Annotated in this window: 11 protein-coding genes; 2 read left to right on the top strand and 9 right to left on the bottom strand. The window is 60.0% G+C overall.

Annotation, left to right across the window (positions count from 1 at the left end; translation table 11 throughout):
- Window positions 1-13: 13 nt before the first annotated feature.
- The 5 genes from pstB to ACM6IV_RS13635 form a co-directional block, all read right to left on the bottom strand.
- Window positions 14-847, bottom strand: a complete 834-nt coding sequence (pstB, locus tag ACM6IV_RS13655) for a phosphate ABC transporter ATP-binding protein PstB (protein ID WP_007920249.1) — start codon at window positions 845-847, stop codon at window positions 14-16.
- Between the two features lie 169 nt (window positions 848-1,016).
- A complete protein-coding gene (pstA, locus tag ACM6IV_RS13650) occupies window positions 1,017-2,687 on the bottom strand; it encodes a phosphate ABC transporter permease PstA (RefSeq protein WP_007920248.1) in 1,671 nt (556 codons plus the stop codon).
- A gap of 16 nt (window positions 2,688-2,703) precedes the next feature.
- A complete protein-coding gene (locus ACM6IV_RS13645) occupies window positions 2,704-4,737 on the bottom strand; it encodes an ABC transporter permease subunit (RefSeq protein ID WP_414870755.1) in 2,034 nt (677 codons plus the stop codon).
- A 479-nt stretch (window positions 4,738-5,216) separates the two neighbouring features.
- Window positions 5,217-6,215: a phosphate ABC transporter substrate-binding protein PstS gene (locus tag ACM6IV_RS13640; RefSeq protein ID WP_042608073.1), complete on the bottom strand. Its 999-nt coding sequence runs from the start codon at window positions 6,213-6,215 to the stop codon at window positions 5,217-5,219.
- A gap of 233 nt (window positions 6,216-6,448) precedes the next feature.
- A complete protein-coding gene (locus tag ACM6IV_RS13635; protein WP_414870398.1) occupies window positions 6,449-7,747 on the bottom strand; it encodes an MFS transporter in 1,299 nt (432 codons plus the stop codon).
- Between the two features lie 377 nt (window positions 7,748-8,124).
- On the opposite strand from ACM6IV_RS13635, the gene ACM6IV_RS13630 reads away from it, so the two are divergent.
- Window positions 8,125-8,529: an acyl-CoA thioesterase gene (locus tag ACM6IV_RS13630; protein WP_003229628.1), complete on the top strand. Its 405-nt coding sequence runs from the start codon at window positions 8,125-8,127 to the stop codon at window positions 8,527-8,529.
- Between the two features lie 59 nt (window positions 8,530-8,588).
- On the top strand, window positions 8,589-9,488 hold the full coding sequence (locus tag ACM6IV_RS13625) for a D-hexose-6-phosphate mutarotase (RefSeq protein ID WP_414870397.1): 900 nt from the start codon (window positions 8,589-8,591) through the stop codon (window positions 9,486-9,488).
- Between the two features lie 124 nt (window positions 9,489-9,612).
- Here the strand turns inward: ACM6IV_RS13625 and ACM6IV_RS13620 are convergent, their stop codons facing one another.
- The 4 genes from ACM6IV_RS13620 to purE form a co-directional block, all read right to left on the bottom strand.
- On the bottom strand, window positions 9,613-10,149 hold the full coding sequence (locus ACM6IV_RS13620) for a DUF3299 domain-containing protein (RefSeq protein WP_027610367.1): 537 nt from the start codon (window positions 10,147-10,149) through the stop codon (window positions 9,613-9,615).
- Between the two features lie 93 nt (window positions 10,150-10,242).
- Window positions 10,243-10,488, bottom strand: coding sequence for a GlsB/YeaQ/YmgE family stress response membrane protein (locus ACM6IV_RS13615; RefSeq protein ID WP_007920223.1), 246 nt, complete (start codon window positions 10,486-10,488; stop codon window positions 10,243-10,245).
- Window positions 10,489-10,600: 112 nt separating this feature from the next.
- Window positions 10,601-11,683, bottom strand: a complete 1,083-nt coding sequence (locus ACM6IV_RS13610) for a 5-(carboxyamino)imidazole ribonucleotide synthase (RefSeq protein ID WP_414870396.1) — start codon at window positions 11,681-11,683, stop codon at window positions 10,601-10,603.
- Between the two features lie 10 nt (window positions 11,684-11,693).
- The gene (gene purE, locus ACM6IV_RS13605; protein WP_007954291.1) at window positions 11,694-12,185 is read right to left on the bottom strand and encodes a 5-(carboxyamino)imidazole ribonucleotide mutase; all 492 of its coding nucleotides are present in this window, start codon (window positions 12,183-12,185) and stop codon (window positions 11,694-11,696) included.
- Between the last annotated feature and the right edge of the window lie 62 nt (window positions 12,186-12,247).

Here is a 12,247-nt window from a genome sequence, read left to right as displayed (position 1 = left end):
TAACCCGCAACTGTCAGCCGTAACGACCGGTGATGTAGTCTTCGGTCTGCTTCTTCGCCGGATTGGTGAACAGGGTATCGGTGTCGCCGAATTCCACCAGTTTGCCCATGTACATGAACGCCGTGTAGTCGGACACCCGCGCGGCCTGTTGCATGTTGTGGGTCACGATGACGATGGTGAACTTGGATTTCAGCTCGTAGATCAGTTCTTCGACTTTCAGCGTCGAGATCGGGTCGAGGGCCGAGCACGGTTCGTCGAGCAGCAGCACTTCCGGCTCAACCGCAATGGTACGGGCGATGACCAGACGCTGTTGCTGACCACCGGACAAACCGAGGGCCGATTCATGCAGACGGTCTTTGACTTCGTCCCACAGTGCCGCGCCTTTCAACGCCCACTCGACCGCCTCGTCAAGGACGCGCTTCTTGTTGATGCCCTGGATGCGCAAGCCGTAAACCACGTTTTCGTAGATGGTTTTCGGGAACGGGTTGGGCTTCTGGAACACCATGCCGACGCGACGACGCAGCTCAGCGACGTCTTCGCCCTTGCGATAGATGTTGTTGCCGTACAGGTTGATCGCGCCTTCAACGCGGCAGCCGTCAACCAGATCGTTCATGCGGTTGAAGGTACGCAGCAAGGTCGACTTACCGCAGCCGGACGGGCCGATGAACGCGGTCACGCGCTGTTTCGGAATGTTCATGCTGACGTCGAACAGCGCCTGCTTCTCACCGTAGTACAGGCTCAGGCCCGGTACTTCGATGGCCACGGTTTCCTGCGCCAGGTTGAGGCTTTGCTTGTCGCGGCCCAGGGCAGACATGTTGATGCCGTGGCTATGTGTTTCGTGCTGCATGGGAGGCTCCCTGTGCTGACAAATTCGGTTCGGAACACTGCTTGTTGCAGCTTCCATCAATATTCCAGTGGACGCGGTTCAATGTGGGAGCGAGCTTGCTCGCGAAGGGGCCCTTGAGGCCGCCAAAAGCTTCGCGAGCAAGCTCGCTCCCACAGGGTTCGCGTCGTCCTTAGCTATCCAGTGCTTTGTATTTTTCACGCAGGTGGTTGCGGATATACACCGCCGACAGGTTCAAGGTCGCGATTACCAACACCAGCAACAGCGCCGTGGCGTACACCAGCGGACGGGCCGCTTCGACGTTCGGGCTCTGGAAGCCGACGTCATAGATGTGGAACCCCAGGTGCATGATCTTCTGATCCAGGTGCAGGTACGGGTAGTTGCCATCCACCGGCAGCGACGGCGCCAGTTTCACCACACCCACCAGCATCAGCGGCGCCACTTCACCGGCGGCACGGGCCACGGCGAGGATCATGCCGGTCATCATCGCCGGGCTGGCCATCGGGATGACAATCTTCCACAAGGTTTCAGCCTTGGTCGCGCCGAGGGCCAACGAACCTTCACGCACGGTACGCGGAATACGCGCCAGACCTTCCTCGGTCGCCACAATCACCACCGGCACCGCCAGCAGCGCCAGGGTCAGCGAGGCCCAGAGCAGACCCGGGGTACCAAACGTCGGTGCCGGCAATGCTTCGGGGAAGAACAAGCGGTCAACCGAACCACCCAACACATACACGAAGAAGCCCAGACCGAACACGCCGTAAACGATCGCCGGCACACCCGCGAGGTTGTTCACCGCAATACGGATGATCCGCGTCAGGGTGTTCTGTTTGGCGTATTCACGCAGGTACACCGCCGCCAGTACGCCGAACGGGGTGACGATCATCGCCATGATCAGGGTCATCATCACGGTGCCGAAGATTGCCGGGAAGATCCCGCCCTCAGTGTTCGCTTCACGCGGGTCGTCCGAAAGGAATTCCCAGATCTTGCTGAAGTAGAAACCGACCTTGGTGAAGGTGCTCATCGCGTTCGGCTGATAGGCGTGAACCACTTTACCCAGACCGATTTCGATTTCTTTGCCGTTGGCATCACGTGCGGTCAAAGCGTCGCGGTTGAACTGCGCATGCAGATCAGCCAGACGCGCTTCGATGTCCTGATACCGCGCGTTCAGCTCGGCACGCTCGGACTCCATGTCCGCTTGCGCGGTGGCGTCGAGTTTGCCTTCCAGTTCCAGTTTGCGGCCGTGCAGACGGATGCGTTCGAGACCGGCGTTAATTGCACCAATGTCGGTCTTTTCCAGCGACTTAAGTTGTGCCGCCAGACCGTTTACACGGTTGATCCGCGCTTGCAGCTCAGGCCACGCCGCCTCGCCCTCGGCGATAACTTTGCCATCCTGTTTGACGTTGACCAGGTAGCCGTAGAAATTGCCCCACTCGCGACGTTCGATCGCCATCAACTCCGGCGGCGTGGTCTGATTGGTCAACCACTCGCCGACGATCCAGGTGAAGTCGTTGCCGTTCAGGTCACGGTTACCGACCTTGATCAGCTCGCGAGTCATGAATTCCGGGCCTTCATCCGGCACCGGCAAACCGGCGCTCTTCAACCGGGCACGGGGCACTTCTTCTTTCTGTACCACTTCACCGATGACCAGGTGATTGGCCTGGCCCGGTACATCGTAGTGAGCGTGGACCAGGTCCGCCGGCCAGAAGTGACCCAGACCGCGCACGGCGATCACCGCCAGCAGGCCAATGGTCATGATGACCGCGATGGACACCGCGCCACCGCTGATCCAGACGCCCGGGGCGCCGCTCTTGAACCATCCTTTCAGGGAGTTCTGTTTCACAGACTTCTACCTTTGCTTAAAGCGACGAGTATTTCTTGCGCAGACGCTGACGAATCAGTTCTGCCAGGGTGTTCATGACGAAGGTGAACAACAGCAGCACCAGCGCCGAGAGGAACAGCACGCGGTAGTGGCTGCCGCCGACTTCCGACTCGGGCATTTCCACCGCGACGTTGGCGGCCAGGGTGCGCAGGCCTTCGAACAGGTTCATTTCCATGACTGGAGTGTTACCGGTGGCCATCAGCACGATCATGGTTTCGCCGACCGCACGGCCCATGCCGATCATCAGCGCCGAGAAGATCCCCGGGCTGGCGGTCAGGATGACGACGCGAGTCATGGTCTGCCACGGCGTGGCACCGAGAGCCAGCGAACCAAGGGTCAGGCCACGCGGCACGCTGAACACGGCGTCTTCAGCGATCGAGTAGATGTTCGGGATCACCGCAAAACCCATGGCCAGACCGACCACCAGAGCGTTGCGCTGGTCGTAGGTGATGCCCAGGTCGTGGGAGATCCACATGCGCATGTCACCGCCGAAGAACCAGTTCTCCATGAACGGACTCATGTACAGCGACAGCCAGCCCACAAACAGGATCACCGGAATCAGTAGCGCACTTTCCCAGCCATCCGGGACTTTCAGGCGGATCGATTCAGGCAGGCGGCTGAAGGTGAAACCGGCGACCAGAATGCCGATCGGCAGCAACATCAGCAGGCTGAAGATCCCCGGCAGATGCCCTTCGACATAGGGCGCGAGGAACAGGCCGGCGAAGAAACCGAGGATCACCGTCGGCATCGCTTCCATCAGTTCGATCACCGGTTTGACCTTGCGGCGCATGCCCGGGGCCATGAAGTACGCGGTGTAGATCGCCGCGGCGACGGCCAGTGGCGCCGCCAGCAGCATTGCGTAGAACGCGGCTTTCAGGGTGCCGAAAGTCAGTGGCGAGAGGCTCAGTTTCGGTTCGAAATCAGTGTTGGCCGCAGTCGATTGCCAGACGTATTTAGGCTCGTCGTAGTTCTCGTACCAGACCTTGCTCCACAGCGCGCTCCACGACACTTCCGGGTGCGGATTGTCGAGCAGCAACGGTTGCAGCTTGCCGCCAGCTTCGACGATTACCCGGTTGGCGCGGGGCGACAGACCAAACAGACCCTGGCCTTCAACCACCTGATCGACCAGCAAGGTGCGGTGCGCGGTGCTGTGGAACACACCGAGCTTGCCGCTGGCATCCAGCGCGAGGAAGCCTTTGCGGCGTTCTTCAGCGCTGATTTCAACGATCGGCGTGGTGCCCATCTGGAAGGTGCGGATCTGCTTCAGACGCTGCTCGCCATCGGTGTCGCGGGCCATGAACCACTGGGCCAGACCACCTTTGGAGTCGCCGACGATCAGCGAAATACCACCGACCAGTTGCGTGGTTGCGGTGACTTCGGCGTCAGCGTTTTCCAGCAGTTTGTAGCGGCCGTTGAGGCTCTTGTCGCGCAGGCTGAACACATCGGCCTGAGCGCGACCGTTGACCACGTACAACCACTGCTGGCGCGGGTCGACGAAGATGTTTTTCACCGGCTCAGTCATCTGCGGCAGATCGATACGCTTCTGCTCGTTGGTGACTTCGCCGGTCATCATGTTTTCTTCGCTGGTCAGCGACAACACATTGAGTTGCGAACCGGTGGAACCCACCAGCATCAAGGTCGTGTCGGTAGCATTCAGGCTGACATGTTCAAGCGCACCGCCGGCTTCGTTCAGCGCGATCGGGGTCTCGCCATACGGATATTCAATCGCCGGGGTGATGGTTTTCTTGCCATCGGGATAGCTGACTTTGTAGGTGTGACGGAACACCAGTGCCTGACCATTGGAAAGGCCTACGGCCACCAGCGGATGGCCCGGCTGATCTTCACCAATCGAGGTCACGGTGGCGCCGGCCGGCACCGGCAGATCGACGCGCTTCAGTTCAGCGCCACTGTCGATATCGAAGAACAATGCCTGACCCTTGTCGGAAACGCGCATGGCCACCTGATTCTGCTCTTCGAGCGAAATCATCAGCGGCTTGCCGGCGTCCTGCATCCAGGCCGGGGTGATCGGGTCTTTCGCAGTCAGGTCGGCACCCTGAAACAGCGGCGCAACCACGTACGCGAGGAAGAAGAAGATCAGGGTGATGGCTGCCAGCACCGCCAAGCCGCCAACGAGGACGTACCAGCGGGTGAAGCGATCCTTGAGCGCGCGAATGCGGCGCTTGCGTTGCAGCTCAGGCGTATTGAAATCAATGCGCTTGGGAGGATTAGTAGTCATGTGGGAATTGGCCAGATCATTCATGCGCTCACCCTAGCGATCCTGTATGACAGAAAGATGACAATGCAGTGACGCAGCAAATCCACCGCCAGCGGAGACTGGAGGAGGATCGGAAAATTCGAGGGTCGTGTGGGAGCGGGCTTGCTCGCGAAAGCGGTGATTCAGTCACTGAAGATGCTGAATCTGAAGGCCTCTTGGCGAGCAAGCCCGCTCCCACACAGGAATCCGAAGGTGTTTACTCCGGACTCAATTTGTTACTTCTTTGCGACAGCGCCGCCTTCCTGCAGACCCAGGTCAGCCAGTGCTTTTGCAGCAACCTTGGCTGGCAACGGGATGTAGCCGTCTTTCACCACAACTTCCTGGCCCTGTTTCGACAGCACCAGTTTCACGAACTCGGCTTCCAGCGGCGCCAGAGGCTTGTTCGGGGCTTTGTTGACGTAAACGTAGAGGAAACGCGACAGCGGGTATTTGCCGTTCAGGGCGTTTTCTTCGGTGTCCTCGATGAACTCCGAGCTGCCTTTCTTGGCCAGAGGAACGGTCTTCACGCTAGCGGTCTTGTAACCGATACCCGAATAACCGATGCCGTTCAGCGAGGAGCTGATCGACTGCACCACCGACGCCGAACCCGGCTGTTCGTTGACGTTTGGCTTGTAGTCACCTTTGCACAGGGCTTCTTCTTTGAAGTAGCCGTAGGTGCCGGATACCGAGTTACGGCCGAACAGTTGCACTGGCTTGTTGGCCAGGTCGCCGGTCACGCCCAGGTCGCCCCAGGTTTTCACGTCGGCTTTGGCGCCGCACAGACGGGTCGACGAGAAGATCGCATCAACCTGTTCCATGGTCAGGTGCTGGATTGGGTTGTCCTTGTGCACGAATACCGCCAGGGCATCCACGGCAACCGGGATAGCGGTTGGCTTGTAGCCGTACTTCTGCTCGAAGGCCGCCAGTTCGGTGTCCTTCATCTTGCGGCTCATCGGGCCCAGATTGGAGGTGCCTTCGGTCAGCGCCGGTGGCGCAGTGGCGGAGCCAGCGGCCTGAATCTGGATGTTGACGTTCGGGTATTCTTTTTTGTAGTTCTCAGCCCAGAGGGTCATGAGGTTGGCCAGGGTATCGGAGCCGACGCTGGACAGGTTGCCCGACACACCAGTGGTCTTGGTGTAGCTCGGGATAGCAGGGTCAACAGCGGCGAACGCGTTGGCAGTCGCAACGCCAGCAGCGACAAAAGTCATTGCCGCCATCAAACGCTTCAGTTTCATGCCTTACTCCTAGCAGATAGGGTGTGTTAAGTCGGGGCCAAGTATCAGCAGGCCGTGTGAACACTCTATGGCTGAAATATGACAATTGGATGAAAGGCCAGCATTCGATTCTTTGCAGGATGATTCGTGTTGCCTCCATCGCGAGCAGGCTCACTCCTACACTTGAAATGCGTTCCAAATGTAGGAGTGAGCCTGCTCGCGATGGCATCAGAACAACTGATGCGGAGTCTGGATCAGCGCCCCTTCTTCCACAGCCATGCCCCGACCAGAATCCCCATCGCGCACAGCACCGCCACGTAGTAGGCCGGGCCCATCGCGCTTTCCTTCAGCAGCAGACTGACCACCATCGGCGTCAAGCCACCAAAGATCGCGTAAGCGACGTTGTACGAGAACGACAGCCCGCTGAAGCGCACCACCGGCGGGAACGCCTTGACCATCACGTACGGCACCGCGCCTATAGTGCCGACCAGCAATCCGGTCAGCGCATACAGCGGGAACAGCCAGTCCGGGTGATCGGCGAGGCTGTGGTAAAAGGTCCACGAACTGATCAGCAGGCCCAGGCAACCGAACACGAATACACGACCAGCGCCGAAGCGATCGGCCAGGGCGCCGGCGCCAATGCAGCCGAGGCTGAGGAAGATAATCGCCAGGCTGTTGGCTTGCAGCGCCGTGGTCGGCGAGAAGTGATAAACCGTCTGCAACACGGTCGGGGTCATCAGAATCACCACGACGACGCCGGCGGACAGCAACCAGGTCAGCAGCATCGAGATCGCAATCGCCCCGCGATGATCACGCAACACCGCACGCAGCGGCACTTCCTCGGCCAACGCTTTGCGCAATTGCAGTTCGGCGAACACCGGGGTTTCGTGCAGCCAGCGGCGCAGATACACCGAAAACAGGCCGAACACGCCGCCGAGCAGGAACGGGATCCGCCAGGCGTAATCGGAAACCTCGGCAGGTGTATAAATGCTGTTGATCGCTGTAGCGACCAGCGAGCCGAGCAGAATACCGGCGGTCAGGCCGCTGGTGAGGGTGCCGCAGGCATAACCGATATGCTTCTGCGGCACGTGTTCGGAAACGAAGACCCACGCGCCCGGCACTTCCCCACCAATCGCCGCGCCTTGAATGACCCGCATCAGCAGCAACAGGATCGGCGCCCACAGGCCGATCTGCGCGTACGTTGGCAGCAGGCCCATGATCAGGGTCGGCACGGCCATCATGAAAATGCTCAGGGTGAACATCTTCTTGCGCCCCAGCAGGTCGCCGAAGTGCGCCATGACGATGCCGCCCAGCGGCCGCGCCAGATAGCCGGCAGCAAAGATGCCGAAGGTCTGCATCAGGCGCAGCCACTCTGGCATGTCGGCCGGGAAGAACAGCTTGCCGACCACAGTGGCGAAGAAGACGAAGATGATGAAATCGTAGAACTCCAGCGCCCCGCCGAGGGCGGACAGCGACAGAGTCTTGTAGTCATTGCGGGTCAACGGTCGTGCGGGTTGCTCGGGCTGCGCGAGGCTCGAAGGCGCTGTGGTCATGGCAAGGGCTTCTCTTATAGTCGAATCTGTCGCCACAACAACGCTGGCGGTGGCTTGGACAGGTTCGGCACCATAGCAAATTGTTCGAAAAAGCACATAGAGGCGCGTAATTGACGGTCAAAATCAGAACCGGATGGTCGTCGCGGAGTCTACCGACCGATATACTCGCCACCTGCGCAGGATTTGTAAGAGGTTACTGTGCGAAAACGTTGTTGGCCCGGCCTTTGCTCGGGATTTAGCCTTTTTCGCAGAGTTTCCCTTTAGGCGCCTGATGGAAAACGTGACGAACGCAGTGTGTTCGGTGTTGAATCGTTTTTCTTGAAGACGGCTACCACCCGCAATACCCACGAAGAGTCACGGGTCAGAGGCCCCCCGGCATGATAGAGCTCGAACAAGAAGATCCGATCCCACAGGGCGACCTGGCCCTGCAAATCACCGCACTTCCACGCGAAACCAACGGCTTTGGCGATATTTTCGGCGGCTGGCTGGTGGCCCAGATGGATTTGGCTGGCACCGCAATGGCCAGCCGCGTCGCTGGCGGTCGCGTCGCTACCGTCGCCATCGATCGCATGGCGTTCCTGGTTCCTGTCGCCGTTGGCGCGCAATTGTCCTTCTATACCCAGACCCTGGAGATCGGCCGCAGCTCGATTCAGATGATGGTCGAAGTGTGGAGCGACGACCCGCTGTCCAGCGAGTGGCGTAAAGTCACTGAAGCGGTGTTCGTCTTCGTTGCCATCGACGGCAGCGGGCGCACTCGCTCGGTGCCACCGCGCGCGCGTTAAACCTCGCGGCCGTTTTGCGGTCGATAAATCGTCCCAAGTGTCTGATCGAGAGCTGTCCCATGAACACGCCCAACGTTGAAGCCGTGAAACAGGATGAACTGAACTGCTGGCGCATCCGCCACGGCAAGGCCGAAGTACTGGTGGCCCAGCAAGGCGCGCACATCCTCAGTTATCAGGTCGATGGCCAGCCGCCGATCATCTGGCTCAACGACAAGGCCGAGTTCAAGACTGGCAAAAGCATTCGCGCCGGCGTGCCGGTGTGCTGGCCGTGGTTCGGCAAGTTCGAACGCAACCCGCAGAGCGTGCAGGCCATGTATACCGGTGAGCAACCGGCCCCCGCACACGGTCTGGTACGGGCGATGGATTGGGAGCTGGGCGGTATCGAATCAGAGGCTGGCGGTATCAAGGTCCAATTCAGGCTGCCTTATCCCGAAGCGGGTCTGCCGGGCTGGCCGCACGAAGTCGATCTGACCCTGACCCTGCATCTGTCGGATCAATTGCATTACAGCCTGACCAGCCATAACCGTGGCACCGATACCGTTACCCTCAGTCAGGCGCTGCATACATATTTCGCCGTGAGCGACGTGCGCCAGGTGCACGTCGACGGCGTGGATGGCTTGAAATACATCGAGACGCTGGATGACTGGAAGATCAACAGTCAGCAAGGTGACCTGCAGTTTGCCGGCGAAACCGACCGCATCTACCTCGACGCTCCGCCACAGTTGAGCATCGTCGACCCGACCTGGGAACGGCGCATTGTGTTGACCGCCACCGGTTCGCGCACGGCGGTGATCTGGAACCCGTGGATCGATCGCGCGGCAGCGTTGGCCGACATGGATAACGATGGCTGGCAGCGCATGCTGTGCATCGAGACCGCTAACGTGATGGACGACGTGGTCACGCTGGCACCGGGTGCGAGCCACACGATGGGCGTCAGCGTCGCCAGCAAACCGCTCTAACCAAAACCGCAAAACCTATTGTGGGAGGGGCTTGCTCCCGAAGGTGATGGTCAGTCGACGAATCCATTGACTGACGCATAGCCTTCGGGAGCAAGCCCCCTCCCACATTTGTTATGTGCAGGTCTTAGAGATCAGATTCCTGCACCACCCGCACCTTGTCCGCCTCCAGCGCATACGCCGCATCAGCCAGATCATTGCTGACCTTCTCGATCTTCAGCGTGCCGGTCACCCACAGCGGCGTGTAGATGTCATCCAGCTTCAAACCCTTCGGATAACGCACCAGCACCAGTTGATTCGGTGGCGGTGGCGGCACGTGGATGCACGCGCCCGGATACGGTACGAGGAAAAACAACGTGCTGCGGCCCTTGGCGTCGGACTCCAGCGGCACCGGGTAACCACCGATGCGGATGTGTTTGTCGTTCATCGAGGCCACGGTTTTGGTCGAGTACATCACCGCCGGCAGACCTTTGGCCTGTTTCATCCCGCCCTTCTCGGTGAAAGTGCCGGTGGCTTCCGGGGAGTTATGGTCGATTTCAGGCATGGCCTCGAGGGCCTTTTGGTCCGACTTGGGCATCAGTTCGAGCCAGTCGGTTTCCGGCAGTTCGCCGGCGTGGGCCAAACCGCTGCCCAGTAAAAGGAGAGTCAACAGAAGACGGCGCATGAAGGTGCTCGGTATAGGAAGGAAGGAACAGTGAATCGCCGAGCATTCTAGCCCTCCCGGCCACTTTGGCAGAGAGGGCTTTGTCGCTTTGGATCAGTTCTTTTTGATCAGACCGTAGATCACCAGCAACACGATCGCGCCGACCAGTGCACCGATGAAACCTGCGCCCTCGCCCGCGTGATAGATGCCCAGAGCCTGGCCGCCGTAAGTGGCCGCCAGCGAACCGCCGATACCGAGCAGGATGGTCATGATCCAGCCCATGCTGTCATCGCCCGGTTTCAGGAACCGCGCCAGCAGGCCGACGATCAAGCCGATAAAGATGGTTCCGATAATTCCCATGGCATTTCCCTCTGATTTGGTAGATATGCGAAAGCCTAGTCAGACTTTGGCATCCTGCCATGAGAGAACGGCGGCCCTTGAATGGTTCCGCCGCTGCCGCATGAAACTGTCGTTACTCGGCGATCAGCGCCTCGACCTTGACGATCTGCGCTTGCAACTTGGCCATGTCGGCGCAGCGCAGGTTGGCGTGACCGACCTTGCGCCCGGCCTTGAAGGCTTTGCCGTAGTGATGCAGATGGCAGTCTTCGATAGCGATGACTTTCTCGACCGGCGGAACCACACCGATGAAGTTGAGCATTGCGCTCTCGCCAACCTTGGCCGTCGAACCCAACGGCAGGCCGGCAACGGCGCGCAGGTGGTTTTCGAACTGGCTGCACTCGGCGCCTTCAGTGGTCCAGTGCCCGGAGTTGTGCACGCGTGGGGCGATTTCGTTGGCCTTGAGGCCACCGTCGACTTCAAAGAACTCGAACGCCATCACGCCGACGTAGTTCAACTGCTTGAGCACACGGCTCGAGTAATCTTCGGCCAGCGCCTGCAACGGGTGATCGGTACTGGCCACCGACAGCTTGAGGATGCCGCTGTCGTGGGTGTTGTGCACCAGCGGATAGAATTTGGTTTCGCCATCGCGGGCACGCACGGCGATCAGCGAGACTTCACCGGTGAACGGCACGAAGCCTTCCAGCAGGCAGGCAACGCTGCCCAGTTCGGCAAAAGTACCAGCCACGTCTTCCGGCTTGCGCAGGACTTTCTGGCCCTTGCCGTCGTAACCCAAGGTGCGGGTTTTCAGCACGGCCGGCAGACCGATCGAAGCCACGGCGGCATCCAGATCGGCTTGCGACTGAATGTCGGCGAAAGCCGGGGTCGGAATGCCCAGATCCTTGAACATGCTCTTTTCGAACCAGCGGTCGCGAGCGATGCGCAGGGCTTCGGCGCTCGGGTAGACCGGGACGAATTGCGAGAGGAATGCCACGGTTTCGGCCGGGACGCTTTCGAATTCGAAGGTCACCAGATCAACTTCATCGGCCAGTTGGCGCAGATGATCCTGATCGCCGTAATCGGCCCGCAGGTGTTCGCCCAGGGCCGCGGCGCAAGCGTCCGGCGCAGGGTCGAGAAAAGCGAAGTTCATGCCCAGCGGGGTGCCCGCCAGAGCCAACATGCGACCCAACTGGCCGCCACCGATTACACCGATCTTCATCTCAACAACCTCAGGCAATACGTGGGTCTGGATTGTCCAGGACGCTGTCTGTCTGCTCGGCACGGAAGGTCTTCAGTACCGCGTGGAACTGTGGATGCTTGGCGCCGAGGATGCTCGCCGAGAGCAGCGCGGCGTTGATTGCGCCCGCTTTACCGATAGCGAGAGTGGCGACCGGAATGCCCGCTGGCATCTGCACGATCGACAGCAGCGAGTCGACGCCCGAGAGCATGGCCGACTGCACCGGCACACCCAGCACCGGCAGGTGGGTCTTGGCCGCACACATGCCTGGCAGGTGGGCTGCGCCACCGGCACCGGCGATAATCACCTCGATGCCGCGGCCTTCAGCCTCTTCGGCGTACTGGAACAGCAGATCCGGGGTGCGGTGGGCAGAGACCACTTTGACCTCGTACGGGATGCCGAGCTTTTCCAGCATATCGGCGGTGTGGCTAAGGGTGGACCAATCGGACTTGGAGCCCATGATCACGCCAACCAGTGCACTCATCGTCGCGCCTCTTCTCTCTGGAGCGCCCGCAGGCGCGTCATAAAACAACAAGCCACGCAGGT

The organism is Pseudomonas sp. IT-347P (assembly GCF_949768005.1).
GTDB lineage: Bacteria > Pseudomonadota > Gammaproteobacteria > Pseudomonadales > Pseudomonadaceae > Aquipseudomonas.
This window is presented reverse-complemented; position numbering and strand designations above follow the sequence as displayed.

Bases quoted from the DNA above. Each gene is read 5' to 3' on its own strand.
- pstB (WP_007920249.1), bottom strand. From the start codon at position 847: ATGCAGCACGAAACACATAGCCACGGCATCAACATGTCTGCCCTGGGC.
- ACM6IV_RS13645 (WP_414870755.1), bottom strand. From the start codon at position 4,737: ATGCAGGACGCCGGCAAGCCGCTGATGATTTCGCTCGAAGAGCAGAAT.
- ACM6IV_RS13640 (WP_042608073.1), bottom strand. From the start codon at position 6,215: ATGAAACTGAAGCGTTTGATGGCGGCAATGACTTTTGTCGCTGCTGGC.
- ACM6IV_RS13635 (WP_414870398.1), bottom strand. From the start codon at position 7,747: ATGACCACAGCGCCTTCGAGCCTCGCGCAGCCCGAGCAACCCGCACGA.
- ACM6IV_RS13630 (WP_003229628.1), top strand. From the start codon at position 8,125: ATGATAGAGCTCGAACAAGAAGATCCGATCCCACAGGGCGACCTGGCC.
- ACM6IV_RS13625 (WP_414870397.1), top strand. From the start codon at position 8,589: ATGAACACGCCCAACGTTGAAGCCGTGAAACAGGATGAACTGAACTGC.
- ACM6IV_RS13620 (WP_027610367.1), bottom strand. From the start codon at position 10,149: ATGCGCCGTCTTCTGTTGACTCTCCTTTTACTGGGCAGCGGTTTGGCC.
- ACM6IV_RS13615 (WP_007920223.1), bottom strand. From the start codon at position 10,488: ATGGGAATTATCGGAACCATCTTTATCGGCTTGATCGTCGGCCTGCTG.
- ACM6IV_RS13610 (WP_414870396.1), bottom strand. From the start codon at position 11,683: ATGAAGATCGGTGTAATCGGTGGCGGCCAGTTGGGTCGCATGTTGGCT.
- purE (WP_007954291.1), bottom strand. From the start codon at position 12,185: ATGAGTGCACTGGTTGGCGTGATCATGGGCTCCAAGTCCGATTGGTCC.